This is a genomic window from Kineosporia sp. A_224, assembly GCF_002198655.1.
Classification (GTDB): domain Bacteria; phylum Actinomycetota; class Actinomycetes; order Actinomycetales; family Kineosporiaceae; genus R-H-3.
Map to the genome: position 1 here is coordinate 25,909 of NZ_MWLN01000113.1, position 22,031 is coordinate 47,939.

Genomic DNA, 22,031 nt, shown 5'->3' on the forward strand with positions numbered 1-22,031 from the left:
AGTCTGGCGACTGACGCAGCCCCCGGTTACCGGGTCGGGCGCGCTCCGGGTCGTCGGTGCCGGCCAGGACGCCCTGGACGTCGGGGCCGTGGCCGGTGGTGTCGACGCGGATGGACGACGACGCCGACCGCTGGACGTGCCGTCCAGGTCGTGCCGAGCGGCGAGCACCCGGCCGGCCGTTGAGCACCGAACGTCTGCTGCGGACGGGGCGCCCGGTCGCCACCTCGTCGCACTGCTTTGTCGTCTCGGCCCCCGCGAAGCCGCCGGGTACCTTCCGCAGGGTTGGTGGCCTTCGTCGACGTCGACGAAGACGGCCGCCCGCCGACCTGCTGGTGTGGGTACCCGGCGGTCGTCTGCCTCGGCTCGACCAGTCGGTACTGCAGCGCCGTCCACCCGCCCTGCCGGGTGAGTGGGGGAGCCGCCTCAACTGGACGCCCACCCCGTGCGCCCTGCCGTCGCGTTGCCACTACGGGCGCCACCAGCCCGGCCACGTCGGCGCTCCGGCGGTCGCTCTGAGGTCCTCGCCGCCCCGACGCTGACGCGGCCTGACCCCGCGACGCGCCTGCTCCAGGTGCTCCGGTAGCGCCATGACCGACGGGACTTGAGCCGACGCGAATTCGAGGAGTATCTGCATGCCGCCGCGGCCGCCGTCGGCGACGCACTCGCCGACGCGACGACGACGCCGCGGTCACCGCGCACGCCGAGCACCGTCGCCGCGCCGAGATCCGCGCCCCGCCCGGCGCGTACGCCACAGGCGGCCGCGTCGCTGCACCCGACAGCGACGCACCCCCTGCCCGTCGTCGCCCGGCTCAGCAGCGGCGTCTGCACCGCCGGCCCCACCCGCGACGACCCGGCCCTCAACCTCGAATGCGAGCTCCACGCCATCCACCGGCGCAGCACGGCTGTCAGAGACGACCTCGCGGGCCTCGCTTCACGAGAGGACGCCCGATGATCACCCCGACGGCGCCCCCGGACATGGCTACCTCAAGAAGTCCGTCATCACCGAGCGGACCCGCGTCCGTTCCGCGCTCCTCGAGCAAGAGGGCGGCGTCGTGGCCGAGCTCGAGGCCCTCCACGCCCGCGTCGGCTGGGGCCCCTGCCTCGGCTGCGACCACGACGGCGCAGTCGACCGCGGCGTCCTTCGAGGGCGACCGGATGATCGAACGCGGAAGGACGGCGGGTTCGGGCGACACTAGAGACTCGTACAGATGTTCGAGTTGTGGCACCCTGGATTGGTGGCTGAGAACCGTGTCTATGACGCCGGTCGGCCGGCGTTCCTGGCCGGCGACCCCGCCGCGGTGCTTGCTCGCCAAGCGTCCGTGCCCACGTCTGGCAGCCGGCGCGACCTGGGCGGAAGCCACGTCTTGGAGCAGCAGCGCCGGTTGCGCATCGCGCGGGGGACCAAGTCAGACGCAAAGCCGGCCGCCAAGCACTGCTGGATCGACGAGGACCCGCGCTGGCCGGGCCGATGGCCGGCGCTGCTCCTGGCCTGGGTCCGCGACGAGAACGACGCCTCTGGTGGCTGGGCCGGGAGGGTGGCGTTCGCGCCAGGCCCGCAGGCCGAGCTGGTCGTAGCGCTCGTCCCAGCCGCCTACCTCTCCGCTGAGGCCTGATCGCCGAATGTGTCGCCAGCAGTCAGTCAGGCACGCGCCTCGTGCTCCTGCTGTGGGGCCCGCGAGGCGATCTATCATCACCTGTCAGGTTCGGGCTCGGCGTGTTCGGGCAGTTCGAGGGCTGCAGCCATCGCCGCCGCATCCTCGACCAGCCATGACACTGCGACGACAACTCCGGCAATCGTCCGCGAGGGCCAGTCGATCGCGACCGCGTCCGCAGCGCCGGGAACCAGCCGTACGCGGAACGGCCGCATGTCGCGACGCGAGGTGGCGGCAAGAACGTCATGCACGGAGGCCAGGTCGCCGCCGCTCAGCGTGAGACGCACAGCGCCGTCGCCCTGTAGTGACGCTGAGACCGTGCTGAAGTGCATGCTCGCGCCCGTCACGGCGGCGAAGACCGCGGCCACCATGTGGCCCTCGGCGGTGCGTCCCTGTTCGTCCGCCGGTCCGTCCGCGCTGTCTGTCCCGTCCACGATGTCTCCCCGTGCTCGACGTCTGTGGCGGGTGCGACGGCAGCGCGAAGATCATGACTGGCAGAAAAACTGACAGTCGGTGGAACTTGTCCGCAGTTTCCTGGGTCCACGACGGTGGCCCGGACCTGATCTTCCGGGTGGGCATCGTGAGACGATGCCTCGACGGCAGGGGGTAGTCATGGACGAGCAGCAGGCAGGGGTCGGACGGCGCGTAGCGCGTGCTCGCAGACGCGCGAGTTTCACGCAGGACCAGTTCGCCGGCCTCATGGGTCGCTCGGCATCGTGGGTGTCCAAGGTGGAGCGAGGGGACCTTCCGCTCGACCGGGCGAGCGTCCTGGCCAAGATCGCTGAGGTTCTCAGCGTCGAGGTCGTGGAGCTCACTGGGCAGCCGTACCGGCACGAGACGTCCGAGCTCGACTCCGGGCACGCCGCCGTACCGGCACTCCGACTTGCCCTGCAGCACGCCTCGCTGCCCACGCTGGGTGCAGGTGCGGATCGTCCGCCACGGTCGCTCGCCGACCTGCGCGCGGTCGTCGAGCGGTGTGAGCAGCACCGACAGGCCGCGCAGTTCACCGCGGTCGGTGACCTGCTTCCGGACCTTGTCGAGGATCTCCTCGTCGCATCGCGCACATCAGACGGCGTGGAGCGTGACGAGGTCGACGAGCTCACCCTGCGCGCGTGCCACATCGCCCGGGTGACATCGAACCTTCTCGGCCACCACGACCTGGCCTGGCTTGCCGTCCAGCTGCAACTTGCTGCGGCTCAGCGCGGTGGTTCGCCTGCGCTGCTGGCAGCCGCGGCCTGGGACCTGTGCGGTGTGTGGCTGCACGCCGGTGCGATCGCCGATGCGAAGGCGGTCGCGACGTCCGCGATCGATGAGCTCGACTCGGCGGCCGGCGGTGACGACGAGACACTGCTCGCGCTCTACGGCGCGATGCACCTGCGCGCGGCCGTGGCATACAGCCGGCTCTGGTCGACCCCGGACGCTCGCACGCACCTCGAGGCGGCCCGGGAGGTCGCCGCCCGGGTGACTCTGCCGAACGTGTTCCAGACGATGTTCGGTGCCGTCAACGTCGGGATCCACGCGACCGAGGTCGAGCTCGAGCTCGGCCACCCAGCGGACGTGCTGCGTGAGGCCGCCGCCGTCGACCCGTCCCGGATCGAGTCCGGCGAGCGGCAGGCGCATTACTGGGTTGTGCGGGCGGTCGGCTACGGCATGAACCGTCGCGACGAGGACGCGCTCAAGGCACTCACGGTGGCGGACAACATCGCGGCGCAGCACGTCCGGAACCGGCCGATGGCGCGCGAGCTCGTGCGAGACCTGCTCGACCGCGAACGGGTGCAGCGTGCGCCGCTGCGCAGCATGGCGGCGAAGATGGGCGTTGCTTGATCGCTCGCTCGTCCTCCTGCCAGCTCAGAACTTGACGACGCGCGTCAGCGGCGTCGTCGTGGAAGTCGCTGCTCGTGCCGCCCGGGGAACACCGCGGGGTGGTTCGGGCGCGGCGCTGGCTGCAGTGCGGCGTCCCGTAGGAGCACGCTCGCCCGCGGCAGACGCCCGGCCGCGACGAGCTGTGGAGGGAGGCTCGGGCCCACTGCGCTCCGAAGCCGGCCGGCCGCCTCGACGAGCTCGCCGGTAGTCGCCTCGACCTGGACGCGCCAGCGCAAGCGCGGCGGGACGGGCTCGAAGGGCTGCTCCGGCTGGCTTGACGGGGTCAGGAAGTGCCCTGCGGTCAGGCCGGTGCGGAGATTGTCGGCGGTCATCCGGACGATCGTCGGGAGCCGCTGGGCCGACCGGGTCAGGTATCCGATCAGCTCCGGATCTGGTGGCGCTTGCACCCACCCGGGCCCCTCGGCGTTCAGCACCTTGGCTACCTGTGCGAGCTGGGTTGGCGCCTGCCAGTTGCCGTCGGTGGTCGCTGAGATGGCGGTGTGCGTCCATTGGGCCGCGAACAGCACCTGCTTCGAAGCGAGCTCGTCGAGGGCCTTCGCCGCCGGCGGTGGGAGGACCGTTGACAACCGGTGGGCGACGGACGCCATGCTGCCGGCGAGCGCGCGCTGCTGCGGCGCGGTCAGCGTCTGTGCGCCGTCCAGCAGTTCGATCGTCCGGTCCAGGGCGGCGCCGATGTGCCAGGGCGAACGCAGTGCTGCTGCGCGCGGGGAGGCCGGGCGCAGGTCGTACGCAGGCAAGAGCGGGCCGGCCTCGCTCAGCCGGAGGACGAGGCTGGACATGACCCGGAGGTCGTCGACGGCGGAGGTCCGCAGTCGTCGAGCCGCGGCTGCGAGCGAGCGTGCCCCGTGGATTGTCGCTCCCCGCTCGAGCTCGGCCGCGAGCTGGTCGTTGAGGATGGTCACGGTGCCGGCGATCGCAGCGACGTCTGCTGTGAGAGACCAAGCGACGTGGTTGCCCAGCAAAGCGGCTACCGCCCCTGAGGGCGTGAACGGGTCGCCAGCGGTGCCGCCGATCGGCTCCCCAACAACGATGTCGTCGCCCGGCCGCGTTCTCTCCCAGGCCTGGACCGTGAGCTGCTCCGGTCGTGCCCGTGAGATCGAGTGCGCCGCTTTCTCGCTGGCATCGGCGGCGGCGACCCATGCTTGCGCCGCTGGATGCGTGGGTGGTGCACGTAGGACGTCGGTGGGTGCGGGGCCTTCGAGTCGTGACGCCGGGGTGCGTCGGAGCATCTCAGTGAGGCCGCGCACCGGGTGCCGCAGCATGTCGTCGGCGCCGAACTCGACGGACTCGTGAGTGGCGCCGACGATGTAGAGCCCCGAGAAGAACAGGTTCGTCAGGACCTGGTCCCGGGCGCGGGTTGCCATGACGAGGTCGCCGGCGATGTCGGAAAGGCCCGCATGCCCGTGCTGAAGGAGCCAGTGCAAGGCGTAGCCAGTCTGCGCGTAGCCGTCGGACGTGGCCATCAGAAGCTCGCGAGTCGTGCTGCCGCCCGGCTGGTCGCGAGGGTGTCGCGGGTGCTGCCCTGGCGCTCGACGTCCTCGAGGAGCAGCTGCCGCGCGTGTTGGACCGTCCCGGGCAGGACGTCGACCGAGTCGAGCGTGCAGCCGGGCGGTAGGTCGTCCTGCAGTTCGCCGACGGCGTCCAGTGCAGCGATGCGGACGTCGAACGGTTCGGTCTCGTCGGCGGCGAGGCCGGCGAGGATGGCTCGGGCAGCCAGGCGGCCGGGGGTCTCTTGCCAGATGCGGGGCCGGCTCATCGGATTCTCCCTCGTGGTCAGGTGGGGAAGCCTCGTCTGCGACGCGTCGGCGGCCAAGCGCCGCCTGTGGACAAGAGGCTGCTCCGGCCGCCGTCCCTGTACCTGTGGATGGCGATGGGTTGAGTCTCGGTGCCGCCACCGACACGTTGAACGTCGCGCCGACGGGCCTACGCGCCGTCCTGCGGCAGCCGGAAGCTGTCGAGAGCTGCTGTGGCGCAGCCTTCGCAGAGCTGTGCGACGAGAATGAGTGCCTGCCCGACGAGGAGCGCGGTCCTGTCGTCGAGCCCCACCGGCACCTGATGGCAGCGGTCGCACATGTGTCCAGCGGTCGTCGTCCGTGCGACCGTCGTCTCGGCGCACACGGGGCACGCCGAGACGCCGGGCGCCCGGGCCAGGACGACGACCGGCACGGCGGCGTCGTGGGCGGCTGTGTGCCGACAAGGCGCCGTCCGTCGCGTTACCGCCGAGGCGAGACTCAGAGCCCGTTGCCGCAGGACCCACGGGTCCTGCTCGGCGGCGTGCCCCCAGCGCGCTGGTGCGATGCGCTCAGCCCAGTCCGCCGCGTCCCAACCCGCGGCGGAGGCCTGGTCGGCAAGCGCGCTCGGCAGGGCGCCGGCGGCGGCGTCGAGGACGAGGGTGTGCTGCTCGCAGAGAAGCCACCACTCGGTCAAGGCGAGGCCGGAGCATGTGGCTTGGAGGCACCGCTCCATCTCGCATCACCTGCCCGCCGTCCGGTGACGGCCAGGATCCCACGCGACAGCAGCGGAGCCCATGCTCGCCGCCGTCCGTGCCCGCCCGCCCCGATGGCCTCCTGACCGGTCGAGAATTGAGCAAGGAATGCCTAAGCGCTGCTTAGGCGGAAGGACTGACAGTCCCACCGTTTACGGTGGGACTGTTGCCGACCGGCGCGGTCGGCCCGCTCCGCGGGGAGGTGCGCTGTGCCGCAGGCACGCAGGCGAGCACGGGACGCGGTCCCGCGTGAAGCGAGCATCATGTTCCGGCTCTCCGGCGAGGAGCGGGACCGGCTTAGGACAGCCGCCGGCCTGCAGGGCCAGGCGCTCGGGCGGTTCGTCGCCGAGGCGGCGCTCGATCGGGCGGACGGCATCCGGCGGCGGTTCGCTCGCCTGGCCGTCCCGCCGCGTGAACTGCTCGCCGTCCAGATCGAGCTTCGTGAGGTTGCCCGCCAGGTGCGGGCGGTCGGTGTCAACGTCAACCAGGTGGCGGCGGTCGCTAACTCCGAGGGTGTGCCGCCGGCGAACGCCACAGCGGTGCTCGCCTTCTGCGGGCGGGTCCTCGGGTCGGCGTCCGCTGCCCTCGACCGGGTCGACCGCCTGGCGGCCGCCCTCGGGGACGAGGCGAGCGAGTGATCGCCGACTGCGGGCGAGGGAGCAACGTCGGCGGGCTGATCCGATACCTCTACGGCCCGGGCGAGACGAACGAACACACGAACCCCCGGCTCATCGCCTCCTGGCTCGGCGATGACCCCGCCGTCCTCGCCCGCCTCGAGCCGGGCGGGGCCGGCGCCCAAGGGCGGGACTGCGCCGCCCTCTCCGCCCAGCTCCGCTACCCGGTCGATACGTTCGGCGGGCCTGACCAGTACGTGTGGCACGTGCCCATCGCCGTTGCCGCCGACGAGGGAGCGTTGACCGACGCCCAGTGGGCGCTCGCCGCCCGGCGCGTCCTCGAACGGACGGGCGTGGCGCGTGCGGCGGACCCTGCCGCCTGCCGATGGGTCGTCGTCCACCACGGGCTGTCGGCGGCGGGGAATGATCATGTCCACCTCGTGGCGACGCTCGTCCGCCAGGACGGGCGGACCGAGAAGGCGTGGAACGACTGGCCGCGTTCGCGAGCGGCGGTCATGGAGGTCGAGGCGGAGCTCGGGCTGCGCCCGACGCCCGGGCGGGACCGGACGGCGGACAAGGCGGTCTCGCGGGCGGAGGTGCAGAAGGCGGCGCGGGCGGGGGCGGCGGAGCCCGCCCGGGCGTGGTTGCGGCGGGAGGTCCGGACGGCGGCCGCCATGTCGACGTCGCGGGCGGACTTCACCGCCCGTCTCGAGGCGGCGGGTGTGGCGGTGCGGTGGCGGGAGTCGACGGTGCGGGCGGGTGAGCTGACGGGGTACGCCGTCGGGCGCCCCGGCGACGTGACGTCGGAGGGCGGGCAAGTCTGGTTCGGCGGCTCGAAGCTGGCGTCCGACCTGGCGCTGCCCCGGCTCGAGGCGCGGTGGCGTGAGGGTGGCGGGCCCAGCACTCGTGGCAGCGGCGGGCAGGCGGTGCCGGCACCACGTCGTCCGCTGACTGCCGAGGAACGGGCGGATCTGCTCGTCAGGACGGCGCGGGCTCTTGAGCGGGCGGCCGGTGAGCTCGAGACGGTCGGCGCGCCGCCCAGGGCCCGCCGACGAAGTGGCACCGCGCCCGTGGTGGAGGGCAGGGTGCGCGCGAGGGCTCCCAGCGACGCAGCTGGGCTCCCTGCTCCTCTGCAGGCGCAGGCGATCTCGGCGGCGGAGGTTGCCTCGTCGCTCGCCCGAGTCGTGGAGGGACGCGAAGGCGGACCGCTCACGGATGCCGCGGCGCACCTGGCCCGTGCCGCTCGTGGGCCGGACGGTCGACGTCCCGACATGCGACGGCGGGTCCACGGGCTACGGGACGTGGCGGCCGGCGTGGCACTCCTGGGAGCTGCCGTGCCGGGGGACGCCGGCGCGGTTCTGACGATCGCGGCTCATCTCGCCCGGATCGCTGATGCCCTCGACCGGCTCGGCCGCCCGGGAGCGGCGGACGCGGCGATCGGTCTTCGGGCCTGGGCTTCGATCCGTTCAGAGCAATCGACGGGGCGACGCGTGCAAGAGCGACCGGCGGGACGGCAGCCCACGGCGACCGAACCTGAGACGCGCCGCAAGAGGGCCACGACTACAGGGCGACCTGCGACTACACGGGGCCAGGAGTCTGCTTCGGGCCGGCGCCCGCGACCGCCGCAGGCCCGCCGTTGAAGTCGGTCAGGCAGTGAGACATCCACGACTCCAGCAGTCCCTCTGTGCGCGCCCACTGCTCCGCGCGTGGGGCGAGCCCTCGCAGCGACTTCATGGCCTTGGCCGCTGAGACCTGCCCGAGCAGCTGGCCCCACCACCAGCAGTGGAAGCCCGTGGTCCGGAAGAAGACGTCCTCGTTGAGGAGTCCGAAGTCGAGCGCGTTCTCCGCCCGCTCGAAGAACCAGATGATCCGGTAGAAGTCTGCGAAGGGCGTGCCCACACCGGTGGCCGACGGGTCGAGAACGCCGCCCGGGTCGAAGTCGTCGTCCGTGAGAATCAGCCACGTCGTCCGGCCGAACTGTTCGGTGCCACGGTGTCGGAGCAGCACTGAGAGACGGTGGAACGCCTCCGCCGTGTCCCCGCCGACCACGACGTCCTCGTACAGCTCCAGCGAGCGTTCGATGCGGCGGTCGGCATCGCGCTGGCGGCCCTCGACAGCGAAGGTACGCAGTTGGTAGGCGCCGACGCCGAGCGCCCCGACGACGCCGACCGCGTTCACGACGTCAACCCAGCCCACCCGAGCCTCCCCGAAGATCACCGACTTGCGGCGGAACAGTAGCAATCGGCATGGAACGTGCCGAGCCGTGCCCGACGTCCTTGCGGTGGGTCGTGTGATCGGAGAAGCAGCGTGGGGGAAACTCTGACCGTGACAGATCACTCTGGTGGGGACTGGACGGCGCTCGCCGAGCGGCTCGACGGGATGGGCGAGGTCCGGTGGTCCGTGTGCGTCCGCGACGGCGACGGCCAGGTCGTCTTCGCCCACCGGCCGGACGACGTGCTGTCCACGGCGAGCGTCGGGAAGCTGTTCCTGCTGGTCGAGGTGGCTCGTCAGCTGGACGAAGGGCTCCTGCCCGCCGACGTGCCGCTGCAGCGGACGGATGAGCTCGCTGTCGGTGACTCGGGGCTGTGGCAGTACCTCAAAGTGGAGGCGCTGGCACCGGAGGATCTCGCGGTGCTCGTGGCTGCCGTCAGTGACAACCTCGCGACGAACGTGCTGCTGCACCGGGTGGGTCTAGATGCTGTGCATCGAGCCACCGCGAACCTCGGCATCGCGCGGTCTGCGCTGCATGACCGGGTCCGCGACCAGCGCACACCGGCGACCGCGGAGCGGCTGTCTTCGGGCACCGCGTTCGAACTCTCCGGGGTGTTCGCTGAGCTGGGATCGGCGAACGCCTCGTTGGTTCGGGAGCGAGATCGCCTACTCGGCTGGCTCTCGGCGAGTGTGGACCTATCGATGGTGGCGTCAGCGTTCGGGCTCGATCCACTGAGTCACGGCGAGCCTGATCGTGGTCTGACCCTGTGGAACAAGACCGGGACTGACGCCGGGGTGCGCGCGGACGTCGGCTTGGTGCGGACTGCTGACGCGGCCTTCAGCTATGCAGTGATCGCGAACTGGCGGGCGAGCGATCCGCGCGACGAAGTCCTTGGGACGATGGCTGAGGTCGGTCGCGCTATGAAGCAGCGCCTCGACGCATCGGTCCGGTGATGGCATACGTCGATACGGTTGCTCAGGCCGTGGTGGGCCAAGGCCAGCCGTCCAGCCTTCCCACGAAGTCGTGGAACGGGCTGCCCTCGTAGCCTTCGTCGAACGGCGGTACCTGTTCCTCGTGGAGGACGACAAGCGTCTCGTGGACTCCATGGACGAACTGCTCGCTGAGGATGCTGGCGAGTAGTTCTCGGTCTTCGGGTGCAAGGCGAGCCAGGAGGTCGTTCATGGCTGCTTGGTCCTCCATGCCGTCCCCGAGGCCGAGCGCGTTCGGGTTCCATACTCCCCGCCTGGCTCGGTCTGCGCTGATCTGCCCTTGTCCCTCGAGACAGGACTTGACGAGGCGGTCAATCACATCCCGGTACTGCTTCCGCGCTGCGGTCACTGCAGCATCATGCCTGGCCCCGTCTTGAGCCGCTTCAGGTCCGGTGGGGTCGTGTGCTGGTGCTCCGCGGCGGAGCACAACCTGAGCGCCCCGTCAGGAGTCATGAGCGAGAGCAGTTGCGGATCCAGACAATCACGGAGCCACGATGCCCGTTCGGCCGATTTGGGCCACATCGCCTCCCAGGCAAGCCACACCGATTCGAGGCGCATCTCGGCCTCCGGATGTTCCTGGAGCTTGAGGCACCACCGGTGGTGCTGTCCGCGTGAGACTCGGGGCTCGAGCCACATGACGACCCAGGTATGCCAGTCCTCGTAGACATTGTCCGCAGGCTTGACGGGCGGGGCCTCAACAGCCTGGACGAGCTCGGCGAGGTCGAGGTGGACGTTGTCGAGCCGCGCTTTGGTCTCGTCGTAGAGCGCGCGTAACTGTTCGAGCTCGCGGGCGAGGTCGGCGACGTCGTCGGCGAGCGCTTCTGGTGTGACGTCGTCCGTCATCGGGGCGCGTCACCGCCGGTCGTCCCGAGCCAGGTGAGCACCGCTGTCCGCGAGAACCGCCATGAACGTCCGATGCGGCGGCCGGCGAGGCGGCCGGCGTCGACCTCGGCCTTGACCCGCTCCTCGGACAGGCGCAGGAGCTTGGCGGTCTGCGTCAGCGTGAGCACCTCCGGGTCGCCGGGTGATGCGAAGCGGTTCTCCATGCGGATCCCTCCATCGGGGCCGGAAGCGGGCACGCGCTGCCAACCCATTGGCCCGCAATGCATTCCGTAGCGGCGGGGCTTGTGGGGGCTTGCTCGGGCGTCTCCAGGCGGCTACCGTCGATCTAACAGTCCCACCTGTAACGCCTAACTGTCGAGAGGATCGACGATGACGGTTCTGACGCTTCTCCACGCTGCTACTGCCGGCGGCACGACCCTTCCTGTCCCCAAGCCGGTCGCGCCACCCGGGGTCGGCGAGCCGGTGGGCATGATCTTCAACTTCGCCCTGTGGGCCGTCTACGCGGCCGCCGTGATCGGGTTCCTGGTCGGCGCCTTCCGGCTCGCTCTCAATGCGCGCCAGCACGGCGACTCGAGCGAGGGAGCCCGGTCGATCGTCATGGCGCTCATCGGTGCAGGCCTCGCTGCCGGCGGGTACGCCCTCATCTCGGCGCTGATGCCGTGATGGGCGCCAGCATGCTTCGGGAACGTCGACCGGTCGACGACTCCAGCGCAGCCGGTGCGCCTGCGCCCCGCCGGGCCGCCGGCGTGCTGGTGGCTGTCGTGCTGGTGTGCGTGATCGGCTGGGTGTCGGTCCATCTGGCCAGTCCGCCCTCGGGGACCAAGGCACCGACGACGTTGAACGGCTCGACGCAGGGCCCGTCGGCTGCGCAGGCGCCCGGCGCCGCGGTGACTGCCCACGACGTCACCTGGGTGCCGGTCGCCGGCATGCCCCTACCGGTCTCCGCGGTCGACGGGCCGCAGTGCGCAACGACCACGAGCGCCGCCTGCTTCTCCCGGACGACGCGCGGCGCAGCGTTCGCGGCCGCGCACCTCGTGGTCCGGACGTTCCCGTTCGTCGGCCCGCACTCGTTCGAGACCACGATCGGCCAGCAGGTCGTGGGAGAACATCGTGCGACCTTGCTTCGCCTCACACAGCAGGCCTACACGGACGCGGCCGCAGCGGCGGGGATCGACGACGGCGCGTCGTTGCCCGTGCCCAGCACCGACGCCGTGGCCGGCTATCAGATCGTTGCCCCGGCCGATGAGGCCGCGGCAGTCCCGCTGACCACCGTCCAGGTCGGCCTTGTCGTCCGCCAGGCCGACGATGGTGGCGCCCCGACGTTCACCGAGTTCGTCATCACCCTGCGCTGGATCGATGGCGACTGGCGGCTCGAGGCCCCGGCGTGGGGTGACTGGCGCAGCGCCGCCTCCACGGTCTCGGCACCGGACACCGCCGTCCACCCCTACGACGGCGGCCCGCGATGACCATGTGCCTGACGCCCGCGGGCTGCGCACTGGAGGTCGTCGACTCGGTCTGGGCCGACCTTGCCGACCAGATCCGCACTGCGGCCGGGGCGATGCTGACGGACCTGTTCGGCTGGTGGACGGCGACCGGCACTACGTCGGTCGACCAGCCGGTGCTCCACACAGCGTCGACCTTCGTGCTGACCTGGATCGCGCTACCGGTCGCGGTGCTCGCGCTGCTCGCGACCGTCGGCTGGGGCCTGCTCTCGGGCACCCAGGACTGGGTGCGCAACGTCGTCCGCGGCAGTCTCGTCTTCGGCGCGACGGCCTCCGCGTCGATCGTCGTGGTCGCGCTGCTGCAGGACTGGTCGGAGAGCCTCGCGGCGGGCGTCCTCGATGCGGTCCCGACGAAGGACCTCGGGGGCCGCCTCGTCACCGTGCTCACGCTGCCCGGCGTCACTCCGGCAGAGGTCGCGTTCTGGTCGAGCCTGATGCTCCTGGTCGGGGCACTCCAGTGGCTGCTCATGCTCTTCCGGGACGGCGCGGTGCTGGTACTCACAGCGATGCTGCCCCTCGCAGCCGCCGGGCAGTTCGCCCAGGCCAGCCGTACCTGGCTTCCGCGCATCCTCGGCTGGCAGCTGGCGCTGATCTTCTTCAAGCCCGCGGCCGCGCTCATCTACTGGCTCGGTCTGTCGCTGCTCGGACGCTCGACCGGCGTCCAGAACGTTGCCGTCGCCCTCGTCATGCTCGTCACCGCGACCGTGGCGCTACCGACGCTCCTGCGGCTGGTCACGTTCGCCGTCGACGGGATGCCCGAGGGCCAGCGCGGCCTCAGCTCCGTAGCCACAGTCGTCGGGATGGGAGCTACCGCCGCCCAGCTTCTCGCGACCCGCGGAGCATCCGCGGGCGGCAGCGCCGCGGGCTCCGGAGCGGGTGCAGCGGGCCCGAGCGGTGCCGCGACGGCCGCGGCGCCGGCACCAGTCGGGGCTCGTTCCCTTGCCGCCGGCGCCATCAGGCCGGCCGGTGCATCGAGCTCGGGCGGTGCTGGGACACCTTCCGGCACGGCGGCCGGCACACCCGTGGCTACGTCCACCCCCGGCGGCAGCGCCGGAGCCCGCGCCGCGGGGCCGCCGCCGGGTGCGCCACCCGACAGCACGGCCGGCCCGAGCGGCTCGACCCCACCCGGAACCTCAGGAGGTCCGCGATGAGCACCGATCGTCTCTACGGCAACTGGCTCCCTGCCGCACAGAGGTTCACCCTCCGCGGCATCGGCTGGAAGGGCGTCTCCCTCGCCGTCGGCGCGTACTTCGCTGCGGTCCTTCTCGCCCAGTACTCGCTGCGGGTGGGCGTCGCGCTCGTCCTCACGGCATCGGTCGGCATCCTCTTGGCGGGCGTCCGGATCGGTGGCACCTCCGTTGCTGGGCACGGCGTCGCAGTCCTGCAGTGGCGGACGGCGCAGCGCGGTGGTGCGATCCGGCACACCGCCGTCACCCCTCACGGGTGGGCGCTGCCCGGACCGCTCGCGCAGACGCGCATGGTCGACGTCCACGCCGGCGGCGGACCGTACGGCGCCGTCCACCACCCGTCGAGCCGTCGGCTCGCGGTCACGCTGCGGCTGGCATCTACGGCGGCAGACCTCAACGACGACGCAGAGACAGACGCGGCCGTCTCCAGGTGGGAACGCTTCCTCGAGGGTCTCGGCCGGCATCCGGAGGTCGCTGCTGCGGTCGCCGTCGTCGAGACGGCACCGGCCTCAGGCGCCGAGCTCGAGGCTTCCGTGCTCGGCAGCGTCTGCGCAGAAGCGCCGCCCGACTGCGCGGCGCTGATGGCGACCGTGGTCGCTGCGAGCCCGGCAGTCGCAGCACGCACCGAGACCCGCCTCACGCTCGTCTTCGACCTCGCAGCCTGGGGGCCGCAGATCCCTCGATCGCAGCGAGGCAAGGGCATCGAGGCCTACCTCCCGCTGCTCGACCGGTCGGTCACCGGGCTCGAGAGTGCCCTCGACGGGTGTGGCGTCACCGTCCTGGGGCGGGCGACCGCCGCCCAGCTGGCGGCCGCCGTCCGGGTCGCGTTCGACCCCGCGGCCGCCGGTCGCATGGAGCTCGCGGCCACGGAGCGACCGGACGACGTCCCGGCCTGGCACCTGGCCGGGCCGGCGACGGCGGTCGAGTACGCGGAGGCGTACGCGCACGACTCCGGTCTGTCGGCGTCCTTCGTGTGGACGGCGGCGCCGCGGCAGTTCGTGCCGTCGACAGTGCTGGACGCGCTTACCCGGCCGGGCTCGTTCCGCAAGCGCGTCGTCTCGACCTACGTGCCGACCCTCGCTCAGCACGCGATGACCGCGGCGAGCGCCCGCCAGCGCGGGCAGCGTCTCACCGCAGCGTTCTCCCGGATGCCCGTCATCGGCCGGGCCCGCACGGCGCAGGACGAGCAGGACTCCCGCGCGGCTGATCAGGCGGCCGCCGAGGTCGCACTCGGTGCCGGGTGGGTCGCCCAGACCGTCAGCGTCACGGTGACCGTGCTCGACGAGGTCGACCTGCCCGCAGCGATCGCCGAGGTAGAGCAAACCGCCGGCCGGTCCCAGCTGCGGCTGCGGCGGATGGCTCGGAATCACGCCGCGGGCTTCCTCGCAGGGCTGCCCGCCGGGCTCGACCTGCACGAGCTCACCCGGCGGTGGGCCCGATGATCCGCTGGAGCCCCCTCACCGGGCGGCGAATCGTCGACCCGGGGCCCTGGGCCTACGCAGGGACGACGACGCAGATGGCCGGGCTCTTCCCGTTCGGTGCCGGCTCGGGGGCCCCCTCGACCGGCGTCCCCGTCGGGCGGCACCTGGTCACCCACGAGGTCGTCTGCTGCGACCCCTTCGCCTGGCAGCGGGCCGGCCTCACGACCAACCTCGGCATGATGGTCATCGGCTCGCCCGGGGCCGGGAAGACGAGCCTGGCCAAGCGGGTCGTCCGCGGACTCATGGCCACCGGCGTCCGGCCCCTGGTGCTCGGTGACCCCAAGGGCGAGTACGTCCCCGTCACTCGCAGCGCGGGCGGTCAGGTGATCCGCGTGGGGCGCGGGCTCTCGCGGATCAACCCGCTGGATGCTGGCCCTCTGGGCCAGGCGATGGCCCGGCTCGACGGCGTCGCCCGCGAGGAGCTCGCTGCCGAGATCCGCGGCCAGCGGCTCAACGCGCTGCTCGCACTGTGCGCGCTGCAGCGCCGATCCGGACTCGCGGACTGGGAGGCGGCTGTCCTCGGCGCCGCCTTGGACGAGCTCACCGCGTTGAGCGGCGGCCAGCACGGTGGAACCTCGCCGACCATCGCCGACGTGCTGAAGGCCGTGAACGACGGCCCGAGCGCGTTGTCGCGCGCCGCGCAGGTCCCGGTCGAACGGTTCGAGTCGGCGAGCGTCCGTCTTCGGCAGACGCTGTACGGGCTGCTCGAAGGTCCGCTCAAAGGTGTCTTCGACGGGCCGACGACGACGCCCATCGACCTCGACGCCTCGGCCGTCTGCATCGACCTGTCTGGGGTAACGGCCGCCGGTGACACCCTGATGGCCGCAGCGATGCTCGCGACGTGGTCCTACGGCCACGCGATGATCGAGGCGTCGGTCGCGTTGGCCCGCGCTGGACTTGCGCCGCAGCGGCAGTTCCTCGCCGTCCTCGACGAGATGTGGCGGGCGCTCCGTGGGTCGTCCGCCCTCGTCGACCAGGCGGACGCACTCACGCGCGTCTACCGGCACAAGTCGGTCGCGCACCTGATGCTCACGCACTCCCTCGACGACCTTGCCGCCGTCGGCACGGACGCCGACCGTGCCAAGGCCCGCGGATTCCTCGACCGGTGCGGGGTCACGGTGCTCACGGCCATGAGCGAACGCGAGCTCGAGGAGATCGGGCGGCTCCGCCGGCTCACCCGCCGCGAGATGGCCACCGTCCAGTCGTGGTCGTCCGCGACCTCGTGGACGCCAGGGGGCAAGCACTACGGCCGCGGCAAGTACCTCATCAAGGCTGGCGACCGTGTCGGCATCCCCGTGGAGATGACCCTCGTCGGCGATGAGGAACGGCTCTACAACACAGACCCCGGCGCCTCGATGGGAGCGACGTCATGAGGACATCGACATCGCGAGGCAACGACGACCCCTGGACCGCTGGCCTGCTCGTGGCTGCCGGCCTCACGACGGTGGGTGCCGTCGCGGGCTCACTGGTGTGGGCATCTGGGCGGACCGTGTCGTGGGCTTTCGGCCATGGCGGCGGTCCTGGGCTGGGGGAGGCCGCTCGACGGGTGCTCGGCGGAGAGCCGGTCGGGGCGCTGTGGCCCGGCGTCCCGACCGGTCCCGTCGTCGGGCTCGCTGTGCTGGCCGGGATGCTGCTCATTGGGCTCGGTGTCGGCGCATGGACTGGCGTCCAGGGGCGCCGGCGGCCGCGTGACGGGTTCGCCGGGGCGCGCGCGTTCAAGGGCCTCACCGAAGGACGAGTCGCGCGGCGGACGGCGCGGCGGCTGCGGCCCTCGCTGGCCGGTGCGCGTCACCTGCAGCCGAACGACCTCGGCATGCCGATCGGTCACCTCGACGGCCCGGGCGGGGGACCCGTGCGCACGACCTGGGAGGACGTCGCACTGGCCATCTGCGCCCCGCGGACCGGCAAGACGACGAGCATCGCCGTACCCGCCGTCCTCGACGCACCCGGCGCGGTGGTCGCGACGTCCAACAAGGCCGACCTGTGGCAGCACACCGCACGGGTGCGCGCCGACGACACGGGGGAGCGGGTCTGGACCTTCGACCCGCAGAGCATCACCCGCCGTCCGCAGACCTTCACCTGGAACCCGCTGGCGGGCCTCGCGAGCGTCGAGCACGGTCGTCGACTGGCCGGCCACTTCGTGCAGGAGATCCGCCGATCGCACGACAGCGGTGACTTCTGGGACCGGGACGCCGAGGACCTGCTCGCCGGCCTGCTGCTGGCTGCCGCTCTCGACGGTGCCGCTCTGCGCCAGGTCGCCGTCTGGCTGACGTCGACCGCGTCCGTGGCGCCGTACAACATCCTCACCGAGCACGGCTTCGTCGAGCTCGCCGAGTCGATGGCAGGCCGAGCCGGGGGAGCGGCCGAGACCCGGGAGGGCGTCTACGCCACCGCCCGCGCCGCCGCGGCCTGCCTCACCGACCCCGTCATCATGCGCTGGGTCTGCCCGCAGCCTGGGCTGGAGACCTTCGACCCCGAGGCGTTTGCCACGTCCCGGCAGACGCTCTACCTGCTCTCCAAGGACGGCGCCGGTTCCGCTGCTCCGTTGGTCGCGGCGTTCGCCGACCGGGTCATGCTCGAAGCGGTCAGGGCTGCGGAGGGGACGCCGTCCGGGCGGCTCGACCCGCCGCTCGTGGCGGTGCTCGACGAGGCCGCCAACATCTGCCGCATCACTGAGTTGCCGCGGCTGTACTCGCACCTCGGGTCGCGTGGCGTCGTCCCGCTGACGATCCTGCAGTCGCGCACCCAGGGCCGGCGGGTCTGGGGCGAGTCTGGGATGGACGAGCTCTTCGGCGCGGCCACCGTCAAGGTCATCGGCGCAGGCATCGACGACCAGCCGTTCGCCGAGGACATCTCCCGGCTCATCGGTGACCACGACGTGCCGGTCAAGACCCGCGGCGTCGGAGGGACGTCGTGGAGCACCCGCCGGGACCGGGTGCTCCCGGCCGACAAGGTGCGCGCGCTCAAGCGGGGTTCGGCGGTGCTGCTCGTGACCGGGGTGCGGCCGGGGATGCTCCGGCTCGTGCCGTGGATGCTCGGGCCGCGGGCGGTGGACATCCGTGCAGCTGCGGCGTCGGAAGCTGCTGAAGCTGCCGCGATCGCGACGGATCGGCGGACGGCGGTCGCAGGTTCGGGGTCGACGGAGGCGGGCCGGTGAAGAAGGCACTCGTGGTGGTCGTCGCCTGCGTCACCGTGCCGTGGCTCGCCCTCCTGGGGCTGGTCGTCGTCTTCACCAGCTCGGCGCTCGCAGACGAGCGAACCAGTTGTTCGTCGTCCTCGGCCGTCGACCTGCAGGGCCGCCGCGGTGCGGACCTTGCGGCCGCGGCCGCCGCCGGAGCCGGGTTCACCGGTCCGGACCTGGTCATCGCCGTGGCTGTCGCGGGGGCGGAGTCGTCGTACGACCCAGTCGTGCGCAACAGCATCGGGGCCTCCGGTCTGTGGCAGATCCTCGAACGCGCGCACCCGGACCTCTTCGCGCGCTACGACTGGCGCGACCCTGCCCAGAACGCGCAGATGGCCCAGGCGGTGTGGCAGGCAGCGAAGCGCTCCTGGACGCCTTGGACCACCTTCACCTCCGGCGCTTACCGAGGGCACCTTCTCGAAGCGCAGGCAGCGGTCTCAGCACTGGGCGGAGCGGCGAACGAATCGAGCTCCTCGAGCGTCACCATGGTGAGAGACACCCCCACGATCGCCGCCGGCAGCGACGCGGGCTCACCCCCCGTCTGCCCGCCCGCTGCCGGCGGTCTCCCACCCGCACCGCGCCCCTTTGTCGGACCTGACGGTTACGTCGACGACCCGACAAGCTCAGGACGCATCACGCGACGGATGCTCCATGTGTACGAGGAGGTCGACCGCGCCTTCGGCGGTTGGCCGTGGGGTGTCGGTTGCTGGGATCCGCACGCGTGGAACCCGACAAGCGACCATCCGAAGGGGAAGGCATGCGACTTCGCCGTAGGACGCATCGGTGAGTACCCAACCGTCACCCAGCGTGCTGACGGTTGGCGCCTAGCCCGCTGGCTCCAAGTCAACGCGGCTGCCCTAGACCTTGCCTACATCATCTGGGACGGGCGAATCTGGTCGGTCGCGCGGACGTCTGACGGCTGGCGACCCTACAACGGCGGCGGCATCTACGACGTAGGCACTCCGACGGGTCGTCACGCCGACCACGTCCATGCCAGCCAACGCTAGAACTGGGCTACGGCGCATGAAGGGTGCCCTTGCCTCGCGATCACGCAACTAGGACGTGTCTCGGCCCCCACTCTCGTTCGGAGTCCAACGGACCTGCCTGAGCCGCGCCCGCGTGGTAGACCACCGCGCCAACACCACTCGGCCCGGTGATATGCGGGCGGTGCGTCACTGCGAGATCCGACACGTGCGGAACGTGGTCAGCCAGGTTGGCGGCAACTCTGTCGTGTTCTACGCCTACCCCATAGGCTCACCACGTGTCGATCATTAAGGAGTCTGCCAGGAAGCTCTTCGCTGCACATCGTTCGACGGTTCTAGCATGTGCAGTCTTTGTGACGCTGCTCATCTTGCTCACCGTCGCCACTGCGATCTTGACGGATCTCTACGTGGGTTCGAAAGAGCGTTTGAGTGAGCGCGAAGCCGCCAAGGAGCGGCTCGCTGCGAGCGAGGAGAATTTGCGTTCGCACGTGACGTCGCACCTTTCAGGAGTGCGGGTCGCTATTGCGATGAACCAAAAGGCTCGGCAGTACCAAATCAGCGTGAAGGTACCAATTGCTACGGACCAACCCTTGTTCCATGATCTACTGGACGGCGAAACGCAGCTTTCGTCTGACATGGTCAAGCTGGTTGCACCCCAAGGGTTCTCCTTTGTCGGAAGAGGATCATTGTCCCTTCCAGCTGGGGCGCAAGTCGCCGAGTGGAAGATAGTCGGCTCGGCATCTCTGGCGAACTTTGTCTCCGAGCGTGGATCGGCAGCGAAAATAGAGATCGGTTCGGAAAATGCCAAGTCTGTGATAGCGGGGCCCGTAACCTATGAAGTGGACGTCCGAGCGTCGAATCCTGGCGGTGCCAACATCGAGGTCGGCGGCTCGGCCGAGGTCGTTCAACTTAGTAGTCTGAATGCGGTACTGCTGCTGCCCGCGGGAGAAACTGCAACCTTAGGAATCCCAGTATCGCAGTTCGATGCCGGAACATACTCCGACGATGCCTATGTCCTTGGCTTCAATTGGAATGACCTAAAGTCGGGATTGCGCTGGGCCGCCCTATTCGTGCTATCGCTGCCGCTCGCCATGCAAATCATGGATGTGAAGGGTCGGAAGCGACGCGTCGTTGGTCTTGTGGCCGCTGGCCTCGCTGCTCTGCCAATTGCATGCTTGATCGCGGCCAATCAGGACGGCGATCTACTCTGGGCCGCGGCGCCAGCATTGTGGGGGATGGTTTGGTGGGCCTCCCTGACATACTTCCGACGAATGGCAAGCCATCATGGCCGGCGCGAGAAGATTTGGGTGGCTGTGACCTTGTCACTCTTGGTGGCGGGTTCGTTCGCAGCGAATGGCTGGCCGGACCTCGCGCTATTCGGAACCCGACTTTCGATCTTGGTCGCCGTCGGCTCCCTCCTTAGTCTCTTCGCGGCCATCTTGACCGACTATGCGTCAGGCGGGATGTCAATCACCGCAAGATGGGGCTGGGCCATTCCTGCACTTGCCGTGGGTGGCGCGTTCTGGATTGCCGAGCAAAGTGTAGACGGGTGGCTGTTCTATGCGGCAATACTTTTGTTCATTGCGCTACCCAGTGCGGCCATTCTCGGTCTCGTCGGCGTTCCATTGCGTCGGGCGAAATGGTTCGGGCCAGTCGCGGTCCTGATCCTGGCAACTCCGCTGGACTTCTTGTCGAGGTTCTCTACGGATGATCTTTTCATAGACGAGCGATCCTTGATGGCTCTCGGCCACTTGGGACTAGCAGCCGGTGTTCTCCTGGCAATAGCAAAATGTGCCAAGACAAATACGCCTGAAGGTGTTTGGTCTGTGGGTGTATGTGTGGCTGGAGTCGCCATTCTGACGTCCATGCCCACTGATTACTCTGTCGGCCCGTTCAGCCTGGTCGTGCTTGTTGGTGGGCTTCTGGCGGTCCTTCGTTGGGGAGCGAGTGGGTCGCGTTCCCTATCGCATCTATATGCCCTCTCTCGAGAAGACCTCCGGCGGAGTGTTCTTGGATTGTCCGTTGGAAGGTCTCTCACTCGAGCACTTGCGGAAGCGCCGCGCAGAGCCCAAGCGAAGCTCACCACGGGTGATGCTGCTCCCGAGGAGCTTCTGAAGATGGCCCGCGCTCTGGATGCGACTGTGGTATCCGAGGACGTCGCCAATGAGCGAGCACGGGCACTCGGGTCCGCTGCTGCTGGCTCACCGCGCCAGAATGCGACCGTGGGCTCCGGTATCGGTCTGCTCTGTGGTCTTCCGGTCTTGGTTCTTGAGTTCTGGGCGGCAGGGAGGTTCGTCGAAGGGTCCCTAGCGGTGGTTCTAGTGACCTTGCTCTACCTGCTTCGGTGGGCGTTCTATGGCGCGCTCTATGGGTACTTCTATGTTCGTTTGCGTGGCAATGCCCCGCTGTCAAAGTCCATTTTCCTGCTCGCGGCCGTGGTGGCTGCCGAGGAAGTCCGACTTTGGGAGTCCTTTCACATCTTCGAAGTCTGGGAGATCTACGCCGTTCATGCAGCTGCCGTCGTGGTCACATTCCTGTTGCTAGGGATGGCGTGGGAGAACCTAATTGCCAGGCGAAGTGGACTCTCGTGGGTGACGATTCGCGACTTCAGTCGGTTTAGATCTTTTGCAGTACCGGTCGCTACCGCGATCCTGACCGCAGCTGTCACGTTGGGTGCATCGGCGGCGCAACAATACATAGATTCCGTTATTCAGCCACGGAGCGCCGGTAGCGCTGCTTCGTCACCGGCTAAGTAGGCAGTCCTGTGCTGCATCGGGTCCCGGTTGTGCCGCAAGATCGGCATTCGCGTCGGGCGACCCTGTGGCAGCGCGACGAGAGGATGTAGACCTGATCAGTGCATAGAACGCCGTGTCGATGTCGAGGAAAGTGATGCCAGATGCCGCGAGGCCTTTTCTGGCGGCTCCGCTTGCACATGGCTTCGTTGGCAGCCAGGTGTCACTTGAGCCGGGCACACAGGAAGGTTGCGCGTACACAGGTGTGGGCCGAGCCCGCCTCTTG

21 protein-coding genes are annotated in these 22,031 nt (G+C 70.1%); 13 read left to right on the forward strand and 8 right to left on the reverse strand.

The annotated features are described in order from the left end of the window. The first annotated feature begins 1,208 nt into the window (after window positions 1–1,208). Window positions 1,209–1,613: a hypothetical protein gene (locus EDJALFJO_RS09830; RefSeq protein ID WP_088284659.1), complete on the forward strand. Its 405-nt coding sequence runs from the start codon at window positions 1,209–1,211 to the stop codon at window positions 1,611–1,613. Between the two features lie 77 nt (window positions 1,614–1,690). Here the strand turns inward: EDJALFJO_RS09830 and EDJALFJO_RS09835 are convergent, their stop codons facing one another. Further along, window positions 1,691–2,086: a hypothetical protein gene (locus EDJALFJO_RS09835; RefSeq protein WP_088284661.1), complete on the reverse strand. Its 396-nt coding sequence runs from the start codon at window positions 2,084–2,086 to the stop codon at window positions 1,691–1,693. Window positions 2,087–2,264: 178 nt separating this feature from the next. Here EDJALFJO_RS09835 and EDJALFJO_RS09840 point away from each other — a divergent pair, with 178 nt between their 5' ends. Next, complete coding sequence (locus EDJALFJO_RS09840) at window positions 2,265–3,476, forward strand: helix-turn-helix domain-containing protein (RefSeq protein ID WP_233149781.1); 1,212 nt, start codon at window positions 2,265–2,267, stop codon at window positions 3,474–3,476. Window positions 3,477–3,520: 44 nt separating this feature from the next. Here EDJALFJO_RS09840 and EDJALFJO_RS09845 read toward each other — a convergent pair whose 3' ends face one another. The 3 genes from EDJALFJO_RS09845 to EDJALFJO_RS09855 all read right to left on the reverse strand — a co-directional run bounded on the left by EDJALFJO_RS09845 (window position 3,521) and on the right by EDJALFJO_RS09855 (window position 5,963). Then, the gene (locus tag EDJALFJO_RS09845) at window positions 3,521–4,999 is read right to left on the reverse strand and encodes a hypothetical protein (protein ID WP_088284665.1); all 1,479 of its coding nucleotides are present in this window, start codon (window positions 4,997–4,999) and stop codon (window positions 3,521–3,523) included. Then, window positions 4,999–5,292 carry a hypothetical protein gene (locus EDJALFJO_RS09850; protein WP_088284667.1) on the reverse strand — a complete coding sequence of 98 codons (294 nt, stop codon included), beginning with the start codon at window positions 5,290–5,292 and terminating at the stop codon, window positions 4,999–5,001. Before EDJALFJO_RS09850 ends, EDJALFJO_RS09845 begins: the two co-directional genes overlap by 1 nt. Before the next feature lie 167 nt (window positions 5,293–5,459). Continuing rightward, on the reverse strand, window positions 5,460–5,963 hold the full coding sequence (locus EDJALFJO_RS09855; protein WP_143448417.1) for a hypothetical protein: 504 nt from the start codon (window positions 5,961–5,963) through the stop codon (window positions 5,460–5,462). Between the two features lie 321 nt (window positions 5,964–6,284). Between EDJALFJO_RS09855 and mobC the strand changes: the two genes are divergently transcribed. Together mobC and EDJALFJO_RS09865 are read left to right on the forward strand one after the other, a co-directional pair. Continuing rightward, window positions 6,285–6,659 carry a plasmid mobilization relaxosome protein MobC gene (gene mobC, locus EDJALFJO_RS09860; protein ID WP_088284671.1) on the forward strand — a complete coding sequence of 125 codons (375 nt, stop codon included), beginning with the start codon at window positions 6,285–6,287 and terminating at the stop codon, window positions 6,657–6,659. Next, the gene (locus EDJALFJO_RS09865; protein WP_088284673.1) at window positions 6,656–8,275 is read left to right on the forward strand and encodes a hypothetical protein; all 1,620 of its coding nucleotides are present in this window, start codon (window positions 6,656–6,658) and stop codon (window positions 8,273–8,275) included. Before mobC ends, EDJALFJO_RS09865 begins: the two co-directional genes overlap by 4 nt. Here the strand turns inward: EDJALFJO_RS09865 and EDJALFJO_RS09870 are convergent. Beyond that, window positions 8,214–8,813, reverse strand: a complete 600-nt coding sequence (locus EDJALFJO_RS09870) for a hypothetical protein (protein WP_143448418.1) — start codon at window positions 8,811–8,813, stop codon at window positions 8,214–8,216. The two genes, EDJALFJO_RS09865 and EDJALFJO_RS09870, sit on opposite strands and share 62 nt — an antisense overlap. 147 nt (window positions 8,814–8,960) lie before the next feature. On the opposite strand from EDJALFJO_RS09870, the gene EDJALFJO_RS09875 reads away from it, so the two are divergent. Beyond that, window positions 8,961–9,800: a serine hydrolase gene (locus EDJALFJO_RS09875; protein WP_143448419.1), complete on the forward strand. Its 840-nt coding sequence runs from the start codon at window positions 8,961–8,963 to the stop codon at window positions 9,798–9,800. A 22-nt stretch (window positions 9,801–9,822) separates the two neighbouring features. Here EDJALFJO_RS09875 and EDJALFJO_RS09880 read toward each other — a convergent pair whose 3' ends face one another. Genes EDJALFJO_RS09880 through EDJALFJO_RS09890 form a run of 3 tightly spaced genes read right to left on the reverse strand, consistent with a single transcriptional unit; the run spans window position 9,823 to window position 10,882 of the window. Further along, window positions 9,823–10,185 carry a DUF6547 family protein gene (locus tag EDJALFJO_RS09880; RefSeq protein ID WP_088284679.1) on the reverse strand — a complete coding sequence of 121 codons (363 nt, stop codon included), beginning with the start codon at window positions 10,183–10,185 and terminating at the stop codon, window positions 9,823–9,825. Beyond that, window positions 10,182–10,679, reverse strand: a complete 498-nt coding sequence (locus tag EDJALFJO_RS09885; protein ID WP_088284681.1) for a DUF4913 domain-containing protein — start codon at window positions 10,677–10,679, stop codon at window positions 10,182–10,184. Before EDJALFJO_RS09885 ends, EDJALFJO_RS09880 begins: the two co-directional genes overlap by 4 nt. Beyond that, on the reverse strand, window positions 10,676–10,882 hold the full coding sequence (locus EDJALFJO_RS09890) for a helix-turn-helix domain-containing protein (RefSeq protein ID WP_158220366.1): 207 nt from the start codon (window positions 10,880–10,882) through the stop codon (window positions 10,676–10,678). The genes EDJALFJO_RS09885 and EDJALFJO_RS09890 overlap by 4 nt, the downstream gene beginning before the upstream one ends. A gap of 166 nt (window positions 10,883–11,048) precedes the next feature. Here EDJALFJO_RS09890 and EDJALFJO_RS09895 point away from each other — a divergent pair, with 166 nt between their 5' ends. The 8 genes from EDJALFJO_RS09895 (at window position 11,049) to EDJALFJO_RS33350 (ending at window position 21,769) form a co-directional block, all read left to right on the forward strand. Then, window positions 11,049–11,342, forward strand: coding sequence for a hypothetical protein (locus tag EDJALFJO_RS09895; RefSeq protein ID WP_143448420.1), 294 nt, complete (start codon window positions 11,049–11,051; stop codon window positions 11,340–11,342). A gap of 224 nt (window positions 11,343–11,566) precedes the next feature. After that, window positions 11,567–12,145, forward strand: coding sequence for a hypothetical protein (locus tag EDJALFJO_RS09900; RefSeq protein WP_143448421.1), 579 nt, complete (start codon window positions 11,567–11,569; stop codon window positions 12,143–12,145). Further along, a complete protein-coding gene (locus EDJALFJO_RS09905; RefSeq protein ID WP_143448422.1) occupies window positions 12,142–13,332 on the forward strand; it encodes a hypothetical protein in 1,191 nt (396 codons plus the stop codon). Before EDJALFJO_RS09900 ends, EDJALFJO_RS09905 begins: the two co-directional genes overlap by 4 nt. Next, on the forward strand, window positions 13,329–14,810 hold the full coding sequence (locus tag EDJALFJO_RS09910) for an SCO6880 family protein (protein WP_088284691.1): 1,482 nt from the start codon (window positions 13,329–13,331) through the stop codon (window positions 14,808–14,810). Before EDJALFJO_RS09905 ends, EDJALFJO_RS09910 begins: the two co-directional genes overlap by 4 nt. Then, window positions 14,807–16,222 carry a hypothetical protein gene (locus tag EDJALFJO_RS09915; protein WP_143448423.1) on the forward strand — a complete coding sequence of 472 codons (1,416 nt, stop codon included), beginning with the start codon at window positions 14,807–14,809 and terminating at the stop codon, window positions 16,220–16,222. Before EDJALFJO_RS09910 ends, EDJALFJO_RS09915 begins: the two co-directional genes overlap by 4 nt. Window positions 16,223–16,395: 173 nt before the next feature. Beyond that, entirely contained in the window at window positions 16,396–18,006 is a 1,611-nt protein-coding gene (locus EDJALFJO_RS09920) for a type IV secretory system conjugative DNA transfer family protein (protein ID WP_158220367.1), read from the forward strand. Further along, on the forward strand, window positions 18,003–19,037 hold the full coding sequence (locus EDJALFJO_RS09925; protein ID WP_088284698.1) for a transglycosylase SLT domain-containing protein: 1,035 nt from the start codon (window positions 18,003–18,005) through the stop codon (window positions 19,035–19,037). The genes EDJALFJO_RS09920 and EDJALFJO_RS09925 overlap by 4 nt, the downstream gene beginning before the upstream one ends. Window positions 19,038–19,291: 254 nt before the next feature. Further along, window positions 19,292–21,769, forward strand: a complete 2,478-nt coding sequence (locus EDJALFJO_RS33350) for a hypothetical protein (RefSeq protein ID WP_143448424.1) — start codon at window positions 19,292–19,294, stop codon at window positions 21,767–21,769. The last annotated feature ends 262 nt before the right edge of the window (window positions 21,770–22,031 follow it).

Bases quoted from the DNA above. Each gene is read 5' to 3' on its own strand.
- EDJALFJO_RS09830 (WP_088284659.1), top strand. From the start codon at position 1,209: ATGTTCGAGTTGTGGCACCCTGGATTGGTGGCTGAGAACCGTGTCTAT.
- mobC (WP_088284671.1), top strand. From the start codon at position 6,285: ATGTTCCGGCTCTCCGGCGAGGAGCGGGACCGGCTTAGGACAGCCGCC.
- EDJALFJO_RS09850 (WP_088284667.1), bottom strand. From the start codon at position 5,292: ATGAGCCGGCCCCGCATCTGGCAAGAGACCCCCGGCCGCCTGGCTGCC.
- EDJALFJO_RS09845 (WP_088284665.1), bottom strand. From the start codon at position 4,999: ATGGCCACGTCCGACGGCTACGCGCAGACTGGCTACGCCTTGCACTGG.
- EDJALFJO_RS09910 (WP_088284691.1), top strand. From the start codon at position 13,329: ATGAGCACCGATCGTCTCTACGGCAACTGGCTCCCTGCCGCACAGAGG.
- EDJALFJO_RS09905 (WP_143448422.1), top strand. From the start codon at position 12,142: ATGACCATGTGCCTGACGCCCGCGGGCTGCGCACTGGAGGTCGTCGAC.
- EDJALFJO_RS09915 (WP_143448423.1), top strand. From the start codon at position 14,807: ATGATCCGCTGGAGCCCCCTCACCGGGCGGCGAATCGTCGACCCGGGG.
- EDJALFJO_RS09895 (WP_143448420.1), top strand. From the start codon at position 11,049: ATGACGGTTCTGACGCTTCTCCACGCTGCTACTGCCGGCGGCACGACC.
- EDJALFJO_RS09840 (WP_233149781.1), top strand. From the start codon at position 2,265: ATGGACGAGCAGCAGGCAGGGGTCGGACGGCGCGTAGCGCGTGCTCGC.
- EDJALFJO_RS09890 (WP_158220366.1), bottom strand. From the start codon at position 10,882: ATGGAGAACCGCTTCGCATCACCCGGCGACCCGGAGGTGCTCACGCTG.
- EDJALFJO_RS09885 (WP_088284681.1), bottom strand. From the start codon at position 10,679: ATGACGGACGACGTCACACCAGAAGCGCTCGCCGACGACGTCGCCGAC.